General features: G+C 66.7%; 17 protein-coding genes. 6 read left to right on the top strand and 11 right to left on the bottom strand.

Annotated elements, in window-relative coordinates; translation table 11 throughout:
* Window positions 1–45: 45 nt before the first annotated feature.
* From ACFXKN_RS18525 to ACFXKN_RS18550, 6 genes are all read right to left on the bottom strand, one after another.
* Complete coding sequence (locus ACFXKN_RS18525; RefSeq protein ID WP_378947466.1) at window positions 46–792, bottom strand: succinate dehydrogenase/fumarate reductase iron-sulfur subunit; 747 nt, start codon at window positions 790–792, stop codon at window positions 46–48.
* Window positions 793–794: 2 nt separating this feature from the next.
* Complete coding sequence (locus ACFXKN_RS18530; RefSeq protein WP_378947469.1) at window positions 795–2,717, bottom strand: fumarate reductase/succinate dehydrogenase flavoprotein subunit; 1,923 nt, start codon at window positions 2,715–2,717, stop codon at window positions 795–797.
* 30 nt (window positions 2,718–2,747) lie between these two features.
* Window positions 2,748–3,587 (bottom strand): hypothetical protein, encoded by an 840-nt coding sequence (locus ACFXKN_RS18535; protein WP_378948197.1) that lies wholly within the window; start codon window positions 3,585–3,587, stop codon window positions 2,748–2,750.
* 237 nt (window positions 3,588–3,824) lie between these two features.
* Complete coding sequence (locus ACFXKN_RS18540) at window positions 3,825–4,115, bottom strand: hypothetical protein (protein WP_378915991.1); 291 nt, start codon at window positions 4,113–4,115, stop codon at window positions 3,825–3,827.
* A gap of 192 nt (window positions 4,116–4,307) precedes the next feature.
* The gene (locus ACFXKN_RS18545; protein ID WP_378947472.1) at window positions 4,308–5,258 is read right to left on the bottom strand and encodes an alpha/beta fold hydrolase; all 951 of its coding nucleotides are present in this window, start codon (window positions 5,256–5,258) and stop codon (window positions 4,308–4,310) included.
* A 258-nt stretch (window positions 5,259–5,516) separates the two neighbouring features.
* Entirely contained in the window at window positions 5,517–6,698 is a 1,182-nt protein-coding gene (locus ACFXKN_RS18550; protein ID WP_378947475.1) for an AAA family ATPase, read from the bottom strand.
* Window positions 6,699–6,807: 109 nt separating this feature from the next.
* Here ACFXKN_RS18550 and ACFXKN_RS18555 point away from each other — a divergent pair, with 109 nt between their 5' ends.
* The 4 genes from ACFXKN_RS18555 (at window position 6,808) to ACFXKN_RS18570 (ending at window position 9,608) form a co-directional block, all read left to right on the top strand.
* Window positions 6,808–7,059, top strand: a complete 252-nt coding sequence (locus tag ACFXKN_RS18555) for a hypothetical protein (RefSeq protein ID WP_379433452.1) — start codon at window positions 6,808–6,810, stop codon at window positions 7,057–7,059.
* Window positions 7,060–7,389: 330 nt separating this feature from the next.
* Window positions 7,390–7,956, top strand: a complete 567-nt coding sequence (locus ACFXKN_RS18560) for a C40 family peptidase (protein WP_378948202.1) — start codon at window positions 7,390–7,392, stop codon at window positions 7,954–7,956.
* Between the two features lie 3 nt (window positions 7,957–7,959).
* Entirely contained in the window at window positions 7,960–8,346 is a 387-nt protein-coding gene (locus tag ACFXKN_RS18565; protein ID WP_379433453.1) for an RNA-binding S4 domain-containing protein, read from the top strand.
* Window positions 8,347–8,666: 320 nt separating this feature from the next.
* The gene (locus ACFXKN_RS18570) at window positions 8,667–9,608 is read left to right on the top strand and encodes an MBL fold metallo-hydrolase (RefSeq protein WP_379433454.1); all 942 of its coding nucleotides are present in this window, start codon (window positions 8,667–8,669) and stop codon (window positions 9,606–9,608) included.
* Between the two features lie 15 nt (window positions 9,609–9,623).
* On the opposite strand, the gene ACFXKN_RS18575 is transcribed toward ACFXKN_RS18570, so the two are convergent.
* On the bottom strand, window positions 9,624–10,550 hold the full coding sequence (locus ACFXKN_RS18575) for an NAD-dependent epimerase/dehydratase family protein (RefSeq protein WP_379433455.1): 927 nt from the start codon (window positions 10,548–10,550) through the stop codon (window positions 9,624–9,626).
* Window positions 10,551–10,712: 162 nt separating this feature from the next.
* Between ACFXKN_RS18575 and ACFXKN_RS18580 the strand changes: the two genes are divergently transcribed.
* Complete coding sequence (locus ACFXKN_RS18580; protein WP_379433456.1) at window positions 10,713–13,085, top strand: flippase-like domain-containing protein; 2,373 nt, start codon at window positions 10,713–10,715, stop codon at window positions 13,083–13,085.
* A 145-nt stretch (window positions 13,086–13,230) separates the two neighbouring features.
* On the opposite strand, the gene ACFXKN_RS18585 is transcribed toward ACFXKN_RS18580, so the two are convergent.
* Window positions 13,231–14,067: a hypothetical protein gene (locus ACFXKN_RS18585; protein WP_379433457.1), complete on the bottom strand. Its 837-nt coding sequence runs from the start codon at window positions 14,065–14,067 to the stop codon at window positions 13,231–13,233.
* Between the two features lie 297 nt (window positions 14,068–14,364).
* Here ACFXKN_RS18585 and ACFXKN_RS18590 point away from each other — a divergent pair, with 297 nt between their 5' ends.
* Window positions 14,365–15,138, top strand: a complete 774-nt coding sequence (locus tag ACFXKN_RS18590; RefSeq protein ID WP_378947498.1) for a GntR family transcriptional regulator — start codon at window positions 14,365–14,367, stop codon at window positions 15,136–15,138.
* 9 nt (window positions 15,139–15,147) lie between these two features.
* On the opposite strand, the gene ACFXKN_RS18595 is transcribed toward ACFXKN_RS18590, so the two are convergent.
* The 3 genes from ACFXKN_RS18595 to ACFXKN_RS18605 all read right to left on the bottom strand — a co-directional run bounded on the left by ACFXKN_RS18595 (window position 15,148) and on the right by ACFXKN_RS18605 (window position 19,256).
* Entirely contained in the window at window positions 15,148–16,587 is a 1,440-nt protein-coding gene (locus tag ACFXKN_RS18595) for a threonine/serine exporter ThrE family protein (protein ID WP_379433458.1), read from the bottom strand.
* A 153-nt stretch (window positions 16,588–16,740) separates the two neighbouring features.
* A complete protein-coding gene (locus tag ACFXKN_RS18600) occupies window positions 16,741–17,859 on the bottom strand; it encodes an NAD(P)H-dependent flavin oxidoreductase (protein WP_378947504.1) in 1,119 nt (372 codons plus the stop codon).
* Between the two features lie 44 nt (window positions 17,860–17,903).
* A complete protein-coding gene (locus ACFXKN_RS18605) occupies window positions 17,904–19,256 on the bottom strand; it encodes a wax ester/triacylglycerol synthase family O-acyltransferase (protein WP_379433459.1) in 1,353 nt (450 codons plus the stop codon).
* Window positions 19,257–19,583: the final 327 nt, after the last annotated feature.

Below are 19,583 nucleotides of genomic sequence, written 5' to 3' on the forward strand. Positions count from 1 at the left end.
GCAGCAGACGCTGCGGGGTTTCGCACCCCGCAGCGTCATCAGTTCCTACCGCCTGAACAATTTATTCCCGAGCCAGACAATCGGGTCATATCGACGATCCACCACCCGTTCTTTCAGTGGAATCAACGCGTTGTCGGTGATCTTGATGTGTTCGGGGCACACATCGGTGCAGCACTTGGTGATATTGCAATAGCCCAAACCTGCTTCCTCCTGGGCCATTTCGCGTCGATCGCGAGTGTCGAGTGGGTGCATCTCCAACTCCGCGATGCGCATCAGGTAGCGCGGGCCCGCGAAGGCCGGCTTGTTCTCCTCGTGATCGCGCACCACATGGCAGGTGTCCTGGCACAGGAAGCACTCGATGCACTTGCGGAACTCCTGCGAGCGCTCCACGTCGACCTGCTTCATCCGGTAGTCGCCCGGCGCGAGACCGGCCGGCGGCGCGAATGACGGTATCTCCCTGGCCTTCTCGTAGTTGAACGAGACGTCGGTGACCAGATCCTTGATGATCGGGAAGGTCCGCATCGGGGTGACGGTGATGACCTCCTCCGGCGTGAACGTGGACATGCGCGTCATGCACAGCAGGCGCGGGCGGCCGTTCACCTCCGCCGAACACGAACCGCACTTGCCCGCTTTGCAATTCCAGCGCACGGCGAGGTCGGGGGTCTGGGTGGCTTGGAGGCGATGGATGATGTCGAGCACCACTTCGCCCTCGTTCACCGCCACCGTGTAGTCCTCGAGGCCGCCGTCGTCGATGTCTCCGCGCCAGACCCGGAACCGGGCGTCGTATCCCATGGTTACGCCTTTCCCTCGGCTGCCGGGTGCGCAGCCAATTCTTGCTCGGTGTAGTACTTTTCGAGCTCGCTCAGTTCGAACAGGGCGAGTAGGTCATCGCGCATCGGCGTCTGATCGGCCGGGGTGACGGTCACGTCGGGGATCTGGGCTTCCGACGCCGGATCGACGGCGCAGACCAGCAGCGTGTTGCGCCAGTCCGGGTTCATGCCGGGGTGATCGTCGCGGGTGTGGCCGCCGCGGCTCTCGGTGCGCAACAGCGCTGCCTTGGCAACGCATTCGCTGACGATCAGCATGTTGGCCAGGTCGAGGGCCAGGTGCCAGCCGGGGTTGAACGGTCGTTTGCCCTGCACTGCCACGTTGGCGTAGCGGGCGCGCAGCTCGGTGAGTTTGTCGATCGCCGCGCGTACCTCGTGTTCCTTGCGGATGATGCCGACCAGGTCGTTCATCGTCTGCTGGAGTTCGGAGTGCAGGGTGTACGGATTCTCGCCGGGGCCGTCTGCGGGTGAATCGAACGGGGCCAGTGCGATTTTCGTCGCCGCCGCGATATCGGTCTCGGACGGTGTCGGTTTGTCGGTCAGCTGCTGGACGTACGCCGATGCGCCGAGCCCGGCCCTGCGGCCGAACACCAGCAGATCCGACAGCGAGTTGCCGCCGAGCCGGTTCGAGCCGTGCATGCCACCGGAACACTCACCGGCAGCGAACAATCCGGGTACGACCGCGGCGCCGGAATCGGGGTTCACCTCGATCCCGCCCATCACGTAGTGGCAGGTGGGGCCGACTTCCATCGGTTCGGCCGTGATGTCGACATCGGCCAGTTCCTTGAACTGATGGTGCATCGACGGCAGCCTGCGCACGATCTCGTCGGCGGGCATCCGGGAGGCGATGTCGAGATAGACGCCGCCGTGCTCGGTGCCGCGGCCCGCCTTCACCTCTTCGTTGATCGCCCTGGCGACCTCGTCGCGGGGGAGTAGGTCAGGGGTGCGGCGCGCGGAATCGTTGTCGCGCAACCACTGATCGGCTTCTTCCTCGGTCTCGGCATACTGGCCCTTGAACACCGGCGGGATGTAGTCGAACATGAACCGCTTGCCCTCGGAGTTCTTCAGCACGCCGCCGTCGCCGCGCACACCCTCGGTGACGAGGATGCCCTTCACGCTCGGCGGCCAGACCATGCCGGTGGGATGGAACTGGAGGAACTCCATATTGATCAGCGTCGCGCCGGAGCGAAGGGCCAGCGCGTGACCGTCGCCGGTGTACTCCCATGAGTTCGAGGTCACCGTGTAGGACTTGCCGATTCCGCCGGTGGCCAACACGATCGCGGGTGCCTTGAACAGCACGAGACCACCGGATTCACGCCAATAGCCGAACGCACCGGCGATCGCCCCTGCGTCGGTGAGCAATTCGGTGATCGTGCATTCGGCGAAGACCTTGATCCTGGCCTCGTAGTCGCCGGTCGCCGCGTAGTCCTCCTGCTGCAACGAGACGATCTTCTGCTGCATCGTGCGGATCAGTTCGAGGCCGGTCCGGTCGCCGACGTGCGCGAGCCGAGGATAGGTGTGGCCGCCGAAGTTGCGCTGGCTGATTCGCCCATCGGCGGTTCGATCGAACAGCGCCCCATAGGTTTCCAGCTCCCACACCCGATCGGGTGCCTCCTGGGCATGGAGTTCGGCCATGCGCCAGTTGTTGAGGAACTTGCCCCCGCGCATGGTGTCTTTGAAGTGCGTCTGCCAGTTGTCCTTCTCGTTGGCATTGCCCATCGACGCCGCGCAACCACCCTCGGCCATCACGGTGTGTGCCTTGCCGAACAACGACTTACACACCACCGCCACCGAAAGCCCTTGTTCGCGTGCCTCGATCACGGCTCGCAGACCCGCGCCGCCCGCTCCGATCACCACGACGTCGTAGTCGTGCCGTTCCACGTCTGGCATTGAAATTCAAGCTCCTCGCGTTGTCGCGGCTCAGTTGACGAACCGCAGGTCCGAAATGGTGTGGCTCGCAACCAACATCACGTAGAAGTCGGTGAGCACGAGGGTGCCGAGGGTGGTCCAGGCCAGCGCCATGTGGCGGGTGTTGAGCTTGGAGATCTGGGTCCAGTACCAGTACCGCACCGGGTGGGCGGAGAAGTTCTTGAGCCGCCCGCCCGCGATGTGCCTGCACGAGTGACACGACAGGGTGTAGGCCCAGAGCCCGATCACGTTGACGAGCAGGACGATATTGCCCAGACCGAAGCCGAAACCACCACTGCTGCCGTGGAATGCGGTGATCGCGTCGTAGGTGTTGATCAACGTGACCACCAGCGCGACGTAGAAGAAGTAGCGGTGCGCGTTCTGGATGATCAACGGCAGCCGCGACTCACCGCTGTAGCGCGCGTGCGGCTCGGCCACCGCGCAGGCGGGCGGGGAGAACCACACCGAGCGGTAGTAGGCCTTGCGGTAGTAGTAGCAGGTCAGCCGGAAGCCGAGCAGGAACGGCAGCACCACGAAGCCCAGTGGGATCCACATCGGCAGCTCGGGGAACGGGGTACCGAAATGCGCCGATCCCGGTACGCACGAGTCGCTCAGACACGGCGAGTAGAACGGGGTCAGATAGTGGAACTCGGGCACCCAATAGGCCGTCCGGACAAAGGATCTGATCGTCGCGTAGACGACGAACGCGAATAGTCCGAGCGCGGTGAACAGCGGCGGTAGCCACCAGCGGTCGGTGCGAAGGGTGCGCGCGGAAATACGGGCACGCGTTTTGCTGAAGACGCCGGTGCCCGCGGAGTGTGAAGCGGGGGAGGCGGTCGGTGCGGCACTCACGGTGGATGCCTCGCTGATCTTCGGGTCTGCGGCGGTGATCATTACCCACCGCGATGGATTGTGATGTGGAGCACCATACGCCTGTGTTCGCGCCGCTCGCCGTGGGTCTCACGCACTCGGTCCCCGCACACGCCGGTGATCTCGATCACAGCCATGACGTCTGTGACGCTGACGTAGGTGGCGCATGGGTCGGCGCGGCGACCCTGTTGGCAGGGCCGCCGCGCCGGTGATCAGGTTCTACTTTGTTCTCGGCCGGGAGTGGAAGCCGAGGCCTTCGTCCTGGGCGCCCATCCATGCTGCTTCGTCGGACTTGCTGTCGGGAACGTAGATCGGCTCCGACCTACGGGGGATGGCGAGTTCCGGCGGTGGTGCCTGCTCGAAATCCTCGGCGTCGATGACGAGCCGCTCGAGGTCGTTCTCCAGGCGACGGATGGTGGCCGCGTCGCCGTAGTTGGAGCGCAGTGCACCGATCGATTGCCGGAGTTGGCCGACCGCGTAGCGCAGTTCCGCGATATCGCTGCGTGTCATCGTTACCTCCTGTGTATATGGCGGGCATACCGACTCGCCGGATCACGGGTACGCCCGAAAAGTCCCCGGGCCGCACTGCACCGAGCCGTGTGACTCACCACACAACGTGATCTCCACCACAATAACGGATCTTTTCGGTTTACGCCCGAAGTTGCGGGAGACCGCTGAATTGCCGTCCGGTAACTGCTGGGCTCACCCCGCGACGGCGTAGCGGGCGCGGACGCCGGTCCTCGCCCGGTCGACCAGCGCGGTGATCGAGTCGGCGACCTCCTCCGCGCGTTCGAGGATGACACTGTGACCCGCGCCCTCGATCCGCACCAGCTCCGCACCCGCCAGCTGTGAAGCCAGCACCACCGAGTGCGCGAACGGCACCATGAGATCGGCCGAGCCCGCCAGTACGAGAGCGGGCAGGTCGCCGAAGCGGGCGAGCGTGTTCGCCTCGTCGAAGTCGAGCAGCGAGCTCAGGAAGCCGGACATGGTCAGCAGCGCGGTCTCGTTGAGCACCGCGGTGGCGATGGCCGTCACGCGCGGATTCATCCGCCGGGTGCCCGTGCTCGCCTCGCGGATCAGCGGTCCGAAGATCCAGCGGGAGAAACGCTTCGAGGCCTGCATCACCCGGGGTGCGTGCACGACGGCGCGCTGCAGCGAGGCCACCGCGTGCCGGTTGAGGAGTCGGCCGAGGCCGACCTCGGTGATACCGCCGGCGGCGCCGGCGATCAGGCCGATCCCGGCGACCCGGTGACCGATGGCCGCCGGATAGTGGCGGGCGTAGGCGAGCACCACCATCGCGCCCATCGAGTGACCGACCAGCACTACGGGCCCGGTCGGTGCGACCGCGCGCAGCACCGCGTCGAGATCGGTGGCGAGCTGGTCGATCGTGTAGGTGGCGTGGTGGGCGTGCCCGGATTCGCCGTGGCCGCGGTGGTCGTAGAAGACCATGCGGGTGCCGGCGTCCCAGTCGCGCAGCAGGTGCTCGCGCAGGAATGACCAGGATTCGGTGTGCAGGCAGTGGCCGTGGACGAAAACGACGGTCAGGGCCGCATCGGTGGCGCCGAAGCTGCGCACCGCGATCGGCACACCGTCATCGGCGACGACGGTGTAGCGGTGACCATCGGTGTCGGTGAAAGGGAAGGTCTTCGACATTGCGGCCTCCTCCGGTCCGGCGGGACGCACCTGAAGCGTCCTGCTGGGCTTTTCGGAGAAGGTTTCCAGCGTGTTAACCGGTCAACCCTCGCGTTATCCACCCGATGCGCAAACGATCCCGGGCAGGCCCGCACCGTTACCCAGGAAAGTCTTCGGCTATCTAGCGCTCGTACTAGAAATTTGTAGATTGCTGCCGAATGGTGCGTCTACCTGACTTTCTTCGACTCTCTAGGTGATGTCCTAGAAACCCGAATACGCTCATACGCTCCGGAGGTAGCGGCCGAAGTGGGGGACGGTGAAGCCGATCGTGCCGCGTTCGGCCGAGTAGATCAGGCCCTTCTTGATCAGGCCGTCGCGCGCGGGGGAGACCGAGGCGGGTTTGCGGCCGAGCTCGGCGGCCACCGCCGACGTGGCGACCGGGGCATCGTCGCCGGCCAGGTCGGCCATGGCGCGCATGTACTCGCGTTCGGCGGGGGTCGCGCGTTCGTAGCGGGAGCCGAAGAAGCCGACCGCCAGTTCCTCTTCGGCCGCGGGGGAGGCCACCGCGACGTCTTCGGCGGTGATCGGGCTCTCGGGTGCCTGATCCCAGGCGGCCTTGCCATAGGCCTGTACGAAATACGGGTAGCCGTCGGCTCTTTGGTAGAGCGAATCGAGCGCGGTTTCGGTGAACTTCACGTCCTCGCGTTCGGCGGGGGCGATCAGTGCCAGGTCGGCCGACTCGCGGTCGAGTCGATCGATGCGGTGATAACTGAACAGTCGCTCCGAGTAGCTTTTCGAGGCCGAGAGCACCGCGGGCAGATGAGGTAAGCCGGCGCCGACGACGATCAGCGGGGCGCCGTCCTGACTCAATTCGTGACAGGCGCCGCAGATCGCGGACACGTCGGCGGGGCCGAGGTCTTGCATTTCGTCGATGAAGATGGCAATGCCGACACCGATGTCGGAGGCAAGTGCGGCAGCCTCTTTGAACAGCTCGATCAGATCGATCTCGATATCGCCCGAGTCGGCACGGCCGGTCACCGCGGGCACGTCGATGCCGGGCTGCCACCGTTCGCGCATGCCCTTGTCCGCGGTGGCGCGCAGGGCGAAGGCCTTGAGGATGCCGAGGAAATCGTCGACCTGTTCGGAATTGCGGGCCGACATCGCGATCGCGCGCACCGCCATATGCAGCGCCGAGGACAGCGGCCTGCGCAGATCCTGGTCGGGCCGCGCCTCGATCTTGCCGGTGCCCCAGCCGCGCGAGATGGCGGCGGAGCGAAGTTGATTGAGCAGCACGGTCTTTCCGACACCGCGCAGACCCGTGAGCATCACGCTGCGCTCCGGCCTGCCGCGGGCGATGCGCTCGAGGACGATGTCGAACGCCGCGAGTTGTTTGTCGCGTCCGGCCAATTCGGGCGGACGCTGACCGGCGCCGGGTGCATACGGATTGCGCACGGGGTCCATGCCGGATAACCGTAGCGCGTGTGCACGGGAGAATCTCGGCAACTCTCGGCTGTGTCCTAGATACTGCTAGCGAAACCGAGAATTGCTGTCGAAGCCGGAATGGAGCCCGATGTTCGAGCAACCTCAGACCACCGCGGAGATCGTCGCGAGCTGGCCGCTGCCGCAGGGCGCGCACCTAGCCGACACGATCCGGCGTGACCTGCTGGCCACGCTCGACGCGGGCTTCGACGACCTGGACCCGGAGACGGTCGCCGCCCTGGCGATGGGGCCGGTGCTGATCATGCTGGGCAGGCTCGAGATCGACCTGGCCGACGCCCGAACGCGCATCGACCAACTCGAGCGCGCGCTGCGCGATCGGTAACGCACCGTGCGGCCGGGACGATGAAATCGTTACCCGCACCGACACGCCGGTGCCATGGCCCTTGTTCTGGGCTTTTCCGGTCGGAAGAAAACAACTTGCGTGCTTCGCTGGACAGCGCTCATCACAGGCCGTAATCTTCTCGTGACTTAGTGGAGTCTGTCGGTTCGTCAGAGAAGCGGCGCCATTGGGTCACCGCCGAATAGTCGTGATCGCCAAGCGATTCGCGTCGAAGCGGCGGGAGAGTAGCAAGATCGGAGACTCGTCTCGGTGGGTAAACACAGCTTGCAGCGGGATTCTCGACTGCCGAATTCCGTCAAGGGTGCCCTCGTCATGGGCGCGGTGGCCGCTACAACCGGTGCGATGCCCGCGATTTCGCAGGCCGCCACGATCAACATCCCCGGTCTCGGTAACTTCGATCTGCCGCCAGAGCTCGAGCAGCCGGCACAGCAGGTCGAGAAGCAGCTGCAGGCGATGGTCGCCCCTCAGGGCCAGGCCGCACCGCAGCTCCCGAGCGTGAACTTCGATAACCCGTTCTCCCAGCCGCAGCAGCAGTCCGCGGGCAACATCGCCCTCGACGCCGCTCGCGGCAAGCTGGGCGCACAGTACAACTGGGGTGCCGCTGGCCCGGCGAGCTTCGACTGCTCCGGTCTCGTGCAGTGGGCATACCGCCAGGCCGGTGTCGAACTGCCGCGTACCAGCTTCGAGCAGTCGCATGTCGGCGCTCCCGTTTCCTTCGACAACCTCCAGGCCGGTGACATCGTCATCACCAACGGTGGTGGCCACGTCGGTATCTACGCGGGCAACGGTCAGCTTCTCAACGCCGTGCAGTCGGGCACCCCGGTGTCCTACACCCACCTCAGCGCCGACGACGTCGTCACGGCTCGCCGTATTGTCTAAGGGGTGACCCCCCAGCGCTCCGAAACCCAGGCCCGCGTCGATGCGTGGATCTGGGCGGTGCGCCTATTCAAAACACGCTCGGCCGCGGCAGTCGCTTGTCGCGCCGGGCATGTTCGCGTTAATGGGGTCACCGCGAAACCGGCGCTGACCGTCCGCCCCGGTGACGAGATCAGGGTTCGACATGCCGGTCTCGAGCGCATCGTCGTGGTCGAGCGGATCATTCACAAGCGAGTCGGCCCGCCGGTCGCCGCTCAGTGCCTGATCGACCGCAGCCCGCCGCCGCCTCCGAAGGAAGTGTTGGCCACGCTGCCCCAGCGTGAGCGTGGTGCCGGTCGCCCCACGAAACGCGAACGGCGCGAGACTGATCGGTTGATGGGTCGGTCGGACTGAGTTATCGGGCGCTGGCTCCTCTGGGTAGAGACATATCAGGGTTGCCCGCCCCGGGTCGTTTGGTGGCTGTGTTTTTGGAGCGCTGGCGCGCTCGAGCGGGGCCCCTGAGGCCCCGATCTTCCCTCCCTCCGGGTACTCCTTCGTCGCACCCTCCGGTCAGTCCAGATCGGGGCGGGCCCCTTTGGGTAGAGACATATCAGGGGTTACCCGGCCCGGATAGGTCGTCAGATGTTGTTCTGGGTTAGCCGATCGGTGTCGGTTTGCGGCAGGTGAACCTGGTCCGGTGGTCGGGGTGTGGGCGATCGCCTACGGTGGCACGTATGGGTGAGCGCACGACGATGTTATCGACTGTTCTCGCCTGCTGTGTTGCTGCCGTCGCCACGGGGCCGCGGCTGCTCTGGCCACGCGGTGCCGATACCGCTTTTCTGGACGGGCTAGAGGTCGCTCCCGTTCCTCCCGCGCGTAACACCGTTGGTCTGACCGCGCTGGCGCAGGCCGAGCTGTCCGCGCCAACGACGATCGTCGCCGAGGGGGTGTGGACGCTGCGGTCGACGGAGCTCACCATGTCGACGTTCCTCATCCGCCACCCGGACGCCACCTTCCTGGTCGACCCCGCGATCTGCGCGGGCGTGCACGAGCGGGTACTGCCCGAGTTGCCGTTTCCGGTGCCGCTGCTGGTGGGTCCCGACAGTCCGGTGCGGGGTCTGAGCGAAGTGCTGGCCGCGCACGACCTCACCGGAAACGACATCGACTTCGTGCTCCCGACACACCTGCACTGGGACCACGTCGCCGGGCTGTACGAGCTGCCCGGCCTGATCCCGATCCGGGTGCCCGCCGCCGAATACAGCTGGGCGATGGCCGGTTCGCACGCACCGCTCGGCGTCGCCCGCGGACCACTGCGCGGCCGCGCCTTCGACCTCTACGAACTCGACGGCCCGCCGGTCCTCACCTTCGCCCGCAGCCACGACCTGTTCGGCGACGGCTCCGTCCTGATCGTCGACCTGGCCGGACACACCCCCGGCAGTGTCGGCATCCTCCTCGCCGTCGACGACGGCTCCCGCGTTCTGCTCGCGGGCGACGCGGTCTGGAGCACCCTGCAAATCGACCTCCTCCGCGAAAAGGCGCCGCTGCTCGGCGAACTACTCGACGCCGACCGCGACCGGGCCTTCGAAACCATCCACCGCCTGCACGCCCTGCCTGCCGAGATCGAAGTGATCCCCGGCCACGACCGCGCCGCCGTCACTGCCCGAACCGCACCATGATCACCGCCCGGAACGTCAGCCCGCGAGACCGGCGGCGACGCTGGAATACCGTGGCCGCCAATCCAATTCATCATGGGCGAGCCGGCTGGAGATTCGCATCGAGGTCTCGGACATGAGCGCGCCGATATAGGGGACGGCCAGTCGGATCATCCACGCGGGCAAGCGGATCGGGCGTGGGGTCTGCTGGCTACGGGACACCTCCGCGAAGAACTCCCGCCAGGTGATCGGGTTGTCGTCGGCGATGTTGTAGGCGCGCCCGGGTGCGCCGCGTTCGAGTGCGGCGACGGTCGCGGCGGCCGCGTCATCGACATGGACCCAGGTATTGACTCCGCCGGCGCCCAACGGCCCGACCGGACTGTGCTTGCGCATCATGTCCGCGAACAGATCGCTGAACGCACCGGGACCGTAGAAGAGTCCGTACCGCAACGCGATTCCGTCGACGCCGGGTGCGTCGAAGACCTGACTTTCGCCGGAAACGCACGCGCGAACCACCTCGTCGGCCACCCCGCCGCCGTACACCCCGAACCGATCGCGCTCGGTGACTAGCCGGTCACCGTGATCGTGGTACCCGTAGCCGAGGATCAGCGACTGGGTGACGAACCGCCCGGCACCGACCACCGCCGCGGCGTCGAGCAAGTTGGCCGTGCCGACCGTGCGCAGCAGCCCGGTCGGATCGTCGGCCGGAATCCGGCGCTGCACCTTCGCATCGCGCAAGGCGGTGGCCTGATGGATCACGGCATCGGCGCGCAGACCGTCGACAGCGCGCAGCAGTCCCTCGCGATCGAGCACATCGGCGGTGACCGGGGTGACGCCGAGCTCGCGCACGAGCGGGAACGCACCCGGATCGCGGACGAGCGCCGACACCGTATGGCCATTCGCGGTCAACGCGCGGATCAGCGGGCGTCCGATGGCACCGGTGGCACCTGCGAGCAGAACCTGCATGATCGTTCCTTCCGGCTGAGTGGGTGTTTCCCTACCCTCTGGACGGGGTATCGCCAGTGTTTGTGACGGCCTGTGATCGGCTTCACGCCATGTGGGAACGACCGTGCTGATTGGGTGATGTCACGGCGGGTCTGCGGCGTGTCGGTGTGTATCGTGCGGCTCATGCGAGTCGACGGTCGGGAGATCCCGGTCACGGGGAAACTCCTGCAACCGCTGATCCGGCGAACCAGTGACATCGTCCGGGTAGTGCTGGCGGGGATAGGCGTTGCCGTCGTGGTCGCGGGCTCGCTGATCACCCGGCCGGAATGGCTGGCACTGGAACGCTCGGTCGCCAATATCGTCGGGTTCCTCAGCCAGGACCAGGCGACCATGGTCTACCTGATCTACGGAATGCTCATCCTGGCACTGCCGTTCGCCATCCTCATCGAACTCGTGCTGCGCGCGCAGTGGAAGCTGCTCGCCGGGTACGCGGCGGCGGGCCTGCTCGCCGCGCTCGCCCTGTCGATCACCGGTGCCGGCATCTCCACGCCGAAATGGCACCTGCCGGTCCCGGACCGCTTCGACACCTTCCTGTCGCAATTCCTCGACGATCCACGCTGGATCGCGATGCTCGCGGCCATGCTCACCGTGTCGAGCCCGTGGCTGCCGGTGCGGCCACGGCGCTGGATGTGGTTTCTGTTGCTGATGTTCGCGCCGATCCACCTGTTCGTCAGCTCGGTGGTGCCCGCGCGGGCGATGCTCGGCTTGGCGGTCGGCTGGCTGGTCGGCGCGGTGATCGTCTGGCTGGTCGGTACGCCCGCGCTCGAGGTGCCCCTCGACGCCGCGGTCCGGGTGCTGGCCGGGCGGGGATACACCGTGAAAGCCTTCCGGGTCGACCGGCCTGCCGGGCGCGGACCACTGCTGCTAGCCACCGAGGTCGACGGGCCAGAAGACGAGATCGTCGTCGAGCTGTACGGCAAGAATCAGCGCAGCTTCGGCGCGATCCGGCAGGTGTGGCGCTGGATCACCTTCCGCTCCAGCGAGACCGCACCGCTGCACGGATCGATGCACCGCGCGGTGGAACATCGGGCGCTGCTCGGCATCGCGATCGGTGACCTCGGGATGGCCGACAGTCATCAGGTCGCGGTGGCGGGCTTGAATCGCGGCTGGATGCTGTACGCGCACACCATGCCTCGCGGTACGCAGATCGCGACATTGTCCGCGCAGGTACTGCCCGGGGTGTGGCGTTCGCTGCTTCGCCTGCACGAGAACCAGATCAGCCTCGGCGATCTGCAACCCGACTTCGTGCGAGTCAGCCAGGGCGACACCCTGTTCGGCGGTTTCGCCGCCGCCGAATTCGGTACGGCGCAGGCGCAGTGCCAGACCGATATCGCCCAGCTGCTGGTGACCACGACCTCGCTCTACGGCAAACATGAGGCGGTCTCGGCGGCGATCGAGGCGCTCGGCGAGGACAAGGTCGCCTACGCGGCCAGGCGCCTGACGAAATCGGCCATGTCGATCGGCATCCGGAAGTCGGTGCCGCAGTGGACCAAGGTGATGGCCACCGCCCACGAGGAGGTGCGCAGGCAAACCGGCCACGACCGCATCCAGTCCGAACAGATCACCCGCTTCACGCGCAACCAGCTCATCCAGCTCGTCCTGCTCATGGCGCTGGTCTATGTGGCGTATCCGTTCTTCAGCCAGGTTCCGACGTTCTTCAGTCAGTTGCGCACGCTCAACTGGTGGTGGGCGCTCGCGGGTCTTGCCGTCTCGGGGCTGACCTACGTCGGCGCCGCCGCCGCGCTGGGTGCTTGCGCGGACGGGCTGATCAAACTGCGCTATCTGCTCGTGGAGCAGCTGGCCAACACCTTCGTGGCGACGACCACGCCCGCGGGCGTCGGCGGGTTGGCGCTGAGCGTGCGGTTCCTGCAGAAGGCGGGCATGTCGACGCTGCGCGCGACGGCCGCGGTGGCGATGCAGCAGTCGATGCAGGTGCTCACCCACCTGGTGCTGCTCGTGGTGTTCAGCGTGGTGGCCGGAACATCGAGCAACCTGGCCCACATCGTGCCCGACGCGACGGTGCTGTACCTGATCGCGGGCGTCGGTGTCGGGTTGATCGGCGCGTTCATGTTCGTGCCGACGCTGCGTCGCTGGGTGAATCACTCGATACGCCCGCAGGTCAAGGAAGTGCTGGGCGAACTCGCCGACCTCGCGAAGGATCCGAGGCGATTCGTGGTCATCGTCGGCGGCTGCGGCGCGATCACCCTCGGGCAGGCGCTGGCGCTGTGGACGGCCGTCGAAGCCTTCGGCGGTGGCACGGATTTCGTGGCCGTCACCATCGTCACCATGATCGGCGGCACGCTGGCCTCGGCCGCGCCGACACCCGGTGGCGTCGGCGCGGTCGAGGCGGCGCTGATCGGTGGTCTCGCGGCCTTCGGCGTTCCAGCCGAGATCGCGGTCCCCGCGGTACTGCTCTACCGAGTGCTGACCTGTTGGATCCCAGTCGCTTTAGGCTGGCCGGTCATGCGTTGGCTAGATAAGAAAGACATGATCTGAATTGTTGGAGCGCTGGCGCGCTCGGATCGCGGCCCTTCGGGCCCCGATTCTTCCCTCCCTACGGGCACTCCTTCGTCGCACCCTTCAGTCAGTCCAGAATCGGGCGGGCCGCGACTACAAGACTTCCTGAATTGCGGCCGAGCGCTCAGTTCGCCCGCAATGCGATCACGAGGCCGTCCTTCGAGCACACCGATGGGGTGGCGGCGTCGGGCTGGGCGTTGCACTGCCAGCCGTCGACGACCATCGCGTCGGAGGGACCGATCGTGGTGGCGTAGGTGGTGGCCACAGTGATCGCCTCGGTGCAGCCGGGGCGACCCGCGGAGTTGCCCACCGCGATCACGGTGCGCGCGTGCCCGCCCGCGTCGGTGACCGGGCCGCAGTTCACGTCCTCGACCGTGGTGCCTGGGTCCGGTTCGGGCGGAACGCTGCTGGTGGTGGTGACCGGGGGTTTGGTCGGGTCGACCGTGCGAATCGGGCTGGGCGCGGGTGACGGTGGGTCGGCCGGTGCCGCGTCACCGCGCAGGCCGATGGTCAGGCCTTGATTGACGCAGATGTGTTTCACCGACGCGTCGGGCTGTGGTTCGCAGACCCAGCCGTCGACATTCGCCGCATCGCCGGTGCGCGGCACTTCGAGATAGTCGGCGACGACGTTGAAAGCCTCGGTGCAGCCGGCCCGGCCCGCGTCGGAGGCGAACACGATCACATCGGCGGTGGCGCCGTTGCCGCCGGTCACCTGGCCACAGTTGACGTCTTGCAGCGGCGGGGGCGCGGGGTGCGGCGGATGGGTTGGGCTCGGCGAAGGCAGTGGTGCCGCCGAGGTGCCGGTCAGCTTCGCCGCGGAGGTCTTCCCCGCCGTGGTCGTCGCCGCGGCGGTGCTCGACGGGTGCGCCGAATGATCTTCCTTGTCGTTGCCACAGCCGGACAAGCCTGCGATCACGGCGAGTGCGGCGACCGCGCTCGCGGCGAGCCGAGTGGTTCTCACAATTCCTCCCACAATGTTTAGCTGCGCAGTTGCCTGCGTATTCAATCACGGTGTCGCACAATGCTGTCTGATCCAGATGTGCGCGTTGCCCGGCGAAATATCTGTGGTTCGGGGTTTGCGTGCCCCGGCATTCACCGGGTTGCCCACCGCTTGCCGAACGGGCTGTTCGGTCGGTTCCGGGGGATGAACAGCCTGTGACGTGAACCACCCCACAGCGTGCGCAGGTGTGTGCGGGGTGGGGTTCCACCACCTAAACTGTCTGGGACGTAGCCAGATGATGACCGAAAGGTGTTTTCGATGGGATCCCGGACGGTGGTCGCCGACGTTGCCGATGAGCTGGCACGCCGGGTAGCCACCGGCGAGTACCGACCTGGCGAGCTGATGCCGTCGGTGCGCCAGGTCGCCGACGAGTTCGGGATGAACCGCGCCACCGCCCAGCTCATCCTCGGCAGACTCGAGTCCTACGGATTCGTCGAGGCGCGGCGCGGCAAGGGGTTCACCATCCGCGATGTGCGGGTCGAGGGCGGCATGGACGTCTACCGGCACCTGTTCCGGTTCTCGATCACCGCGCCCGCGGTCGCCGCCGAGATGTTCACCGACATCGTCGAGGTGGAGCGCGGCATCGTGGGCGAGGCGCTGCTCGCCTACACCGCGGGGGAGAAGGTGCTCGATCCGGCCGAGCTCGCCGCCGCCGTCGACGAGCTGGAGACGATGGCGCGCCACGCGGTGCCCGACCACGCGCGCATCATCGCCGCCGAGATCGCGCTGGTGCGCAAGCTCCTCGGCGTGCTCGAGATGAGTATGCAACGCGCGGTGCTGAATTCGATCGCCGATATGGTCGTCGAGGTGCCGGAGGCGGTCGCCGCCTACTTCGCCGTCGCCCCCGATCTGCACGTGCTCGTCTGGCGGGCGCTGCTCGCGGTCTGGGACGCCGAATCCGCGCCGAGCGACGCCCAACTCGCCCTGTTCGGTGACCTGTTCGCGCTGTACCACGAGAAGGTGATCGCCCGTTTCGGTCAACTCGTCGGCGAGACACCGATCCACACCGTGCCACTGAGCTCGGCTGTCTGAACTACGCTGCTAGCTGTCTGAGTCGGGCTTCTTCGTTGTCGCGCCCGCGGCGTGCTGCCACGGCAGATGGTGTGGCACAACAGTGTCGATGATCGTCCTGACCCGCGGCGTGTGCGCGGTCGCCAGACCAGACCCGACCAGCACGCCCAGCGCGATCGACATCACCGAGAGCAGCGCCGACACCAGTACCTCCAGCCCGCCGCTCGACACCCCCGAAATAGAGTGCGTGACCAGGTCGGAGACCCCGGTGAGGCTGATCCCACCCGGTACCAGCATCCAGAACGCGGGCAGGAACGCCACCTGGGTCGGTGGCGCGTGCTTGCGGCTCTGGATCAGATACGCCGCGTTCACGGCGACGAGCCCGCCGAGGAACGTGCCCGTCAGCGGACCGGACACGTGCTTGCCGAGGACCTGGGCCGCGAAGGTGATGTAGAGGACCAGCAGCAACCAGCCCACGGAGTTCTGGGGCGCGCTCGACCGCCACGAATGCCCGTAACCGATCAGCAGCACCCCGAGTAGCGGTGCCCACCAACCCAATTGGGCACTACTCACCGGCGGATCCGACAGCGGTCCGAGCAGGCTGATCCCCACATACGAACCCAGCGCGAGCAGGAACAGCATGTTGATGCCGTAGACGACGCGGCTGGCACCGGCCACCATCGACCCGGTCGCCAACTCGATCGTGCCGTTGGTGAGCATCGCGCCGGGCAGCAGCGTCGCGACCGCGGGAACCAGCAACTGCTGCGGCTGCCCGCCGGCGAGCGCGCCGGGAAAGCCGTACGCGAGCACCGCGACCACCACCGACGCGACCACCGGCAACGCCAGCGACAGCAGCTTCACCTTGTCGGCCAGCTGGGTCAGCGCGCCGACGACCAAGCCGAGCACCACATAGCCGACCAGCGCCCGCGCCCCCGGATTGAGCATCATGCCGACGCCGACGGTCAGCACAACCTGCCCGAGCAGGATCAGCCACGGCGGACTGCCGGGTTTCTGGGTGAGGATCTTGTCGAGATCCCTCGATGCCTGGCTCGGCGGCGGCGCGTCCTGCTCGATCTGGTCGATGAGCCGGTAGAGGCCATCGATCTGGTCGAGCGGCAGGGTGCCCACGCGGGCGTCGAGCATGTCGACCGCGGAGCTCTCGTCGGCACGTACCCGGACGAATACCGCGGTGGGCAACACCATGAAGTGGATGTTGTCGGTGCCGTAGCGCCGAGACAGCTTGTCGAGGATGGCCTGCACCCGCGCGGAGGTCTCGTCCGCGCCGACCAGCGCCACGCCGATACGGCACAGCAGATTCAGCAGGTCGGCGGGCACGGGCGGGTCGACGGGTTCGTGCTCGGTGGGCCGGGGCGGGGCCTTCGCGTATCCCTCGCGGATCTTGGCGATGGCATGGGCCACTCGGTTCCTGGCCACCTGCCAGGTCTTGCTCGCGTATTCCTCCGAACCCATGCCACCGCCGTCCGCAACCGTTGGGCAATGCTGCGGGCGGTGTACAGAACACCGCCCCGCAGGTCAGATACGCCGAGTGTAGTGCTGGGAAGCTTGCCGCGTCGCCAACTACCCCCGCACCTGAGCCCTGGCTAAAGTTCGCGGGGAGGCGGGCTAGCCGTTGAGTCGGGTGAGGCGGTCGTAGGCGGTGACGTATTCCTCGACGAGGCGGTTGACCACGTCGGCGCTGCGTTCGACCTTGTTCATCATGCCGACCACCTGGCCGACCGGGTTGAAGTTCACGTCCTTGGCGGCCTCCGGGTAGCGGTGCCCGCGCTTGACGCCGTCGAGGGCGACCATCATCTGCAGCGGCATCGGCAGCGGGTCGGGGGTCTCGGTGGACTCCCAGGCGTCGGTCCAGTCGTTGCGCAGCATGCGGCACGGCTTGCCGGTCCAGGACCGCGAGCGGATGGTGTCGTGGCTGGTCGCCTCGAGGTAGGTGTCCATCTGGGCGGGCGGCACATTGGCCTCCTCGACGGTGAGCCACAGCGACCCGGTCCACGCGCCCGCCGCGCCCATCGCCAGCGCCGCCGCGACCTGCGCGCCGTTGCCGATGCCACCGGCGGCCAGCACCGGCACATCGCCGATCGCGTCGATCACCTGCGGCCACAGCACCAGCGAGGACACCTCACCGCAGTGCCCGCCGCCCTCGGTGCCCTGGACCACCACGAAGTCGAGGCCGGCCGCCTTGTGGTTCATCGCGTGCTTGACCGAGCCGCACAGCGCGCCGATCACCCGGCCGGAATCCTGGATGCGCTTGACGACGTCATCGGGCGGGGTGCCGAGCGCGTTGGCGACGAGCTTGGCCTTGGGGTGGTTCAGGATGACGTCGACCTGCGGGCCCGCGGTGGTGGCGGTCCAGCCGAGCAGCTCGTTGTGGTGCTCGCCGTCGGGCAGCGCGGGCACGTTGTGATCGGTGAGGATCTGCTGGGCGAAGTCGCGATGACCCTGCGGAACCATCTGCGCCAGCTGCTTTTCCAGCTGTTCGGGGCTGAGTCCGTCGACGCCCTTGCCCTCGTACTTCGACGGGATCACCAGGTCGACCCCGTAGATTCCGGTGACGTGCTCGTCGAGCCAGGCCAGCTCCACCTCGAGCTGCTCGGCGGTGAAGCCGACCGCGCCGAGTACCCCCAAACCGCCCGCGTTGCTCACCGCTGCCACAACATCGCGGCAGTGGGTGAAGGCGAAGATGGGGAACTCGATGCCGAGCTGTTCGCAGAATTCGGTACGCATACCGAACTGTAACATGTTCTAGTTTGGTCGAAAATGCCCGATTTCTACAGCGCGGCATCCTCCAGCGCGGCCAGCGAATCCTCGAGGTGATCGAGCAGTCGATGCAGGTCGGGCAGCGTGCGGCGGCAGCCGACCAGGCCGAAATCGAGGTTGTCGCCGTTCGAGGTGAGCGTGATGTTCACGGCCTGCCCGTCGAGCGGGATCGACAGGGGATAGGTGGCGTCCAGGCGCGAGCCGTTCCAGTACAGCGACTCGCGCGCACCGGGCACATTCGAGATGACGATATTGAACGGCGGCGTCGCCACCGAGGCGAACCCGGGCAGCAGCATCGCCGCGAGCGGACTCAACATCACCCCGGCCATCGCCAGCGTCTGCGTGGGCGTGAGCGAGCGGTACACCTCTTTGTTGCGGCGCGTCGAGTCGCTTACCACCCGAAGACGTTCCAGCGGATCCGCGACATCGGTGCCCAGATTGCACAGCAGCGCCGCGATTTTCACGCCTTGGGTGTCGACATCGTCTTCCTCGCGCAACGACATCGGCACCAGCGCGATCATCGGCTTGTCCGGTAAAGCATTGCGCTCCAGCAGATATGCCCGCAACGCGCCCGCCGACATCGCCAGCACCACATCGTTGACGGTGGCGCCGGTCGCCTTCTTCACCTGCTTGACCCGATCCATCGACCAGCTGCGCACCGCGCACTTGCGGGCACCGCCGATCGGCACATTGAACAGCGTGCGCGGCGCCTCGAACGGCAGGGTGAGCTGCTGTTGCAGCAGACCGGTGCGGGTCGCCTTGATCAACGCGGTGGTCGACGAGCGCGCCGAGGTGACCGAGTCGATCAGCCCGCCCAGCCGGGATTTGCCGGGGCGGGCGGGACCGATCTTGCGCGGCAGGTTCCACGGCCGCATGAGCTCGGTCGCGAACGGATCAGTGGTGAGCGTGCGTCGCATGAGGCGCTGGGCCGAAACACCGTCCACCAGTGCGTGATGCATCTTCGAATAGAGCGCGAAGCGTCCATCGGCCAGGCCCTCGACGAAGTGCAGTTCCCACATCGGGCGGTGCCGGTCGAGCAGCGAGCTGTGCAAGGTCGACGCGTGGTCGAGCAGCTGGTCGAATTGGCCCGGCCCGGGTAGGGCGCTGCGTTGCACGTGATAGTCCAGGTCGACGTCGTCATCCTGGGTCCATGCCATCTGTGGTGCGCCCAGCCAGGTGGCAGGTCGCTTACTGAAAGTGGGCCGAACGGTCTTGTCGGCCAACAAGGTGTCGCGGAACTCGCGCAGATATTCGGGCCCCGCGTCCTCCGGCGGTTCGAACAACTGCAATGAGCCGACGTGCATCGGGTGCTCACGAGATTCCGCGAGCAGGAACAGCGCATCCAACGGCGCGATGAGATCCATGACAGATCGCCCCCTGACGAGAGTGGGTCGGTGCTCAGTGTTCAGACGATCGACCACGCTGTCGGGTACGGCACCCCTGCGTGCCGTACACCCAAGCTACCCGGCCGTTCGGTATCGCGTCAGCTGAACGCCCAGACCATCACGAGATCCATGGTGTTCACCGAATGTTCAATTCGCGGAACAGTACTGGATGCTGGAGGTGAAGAGAACGAAGCGGGGCCCCCCACCCCCGGGGCCGCGCCCCTAAATTTGAGGGGGGGAGAACAATAACGGGGTTTATTAGCGCGGGGGGCCCGCCGGGCGCCGGGAGGGGATAGGGGGGTGGGT

This window comes from Nocardia sp. NPDC059195, assembly GCF_042754695.1.
Lineage (GTDB): Bacteria > Actinomycetota > Actinomycetes > Mycobacteriales > Mycobacteriaceae > Nocardia.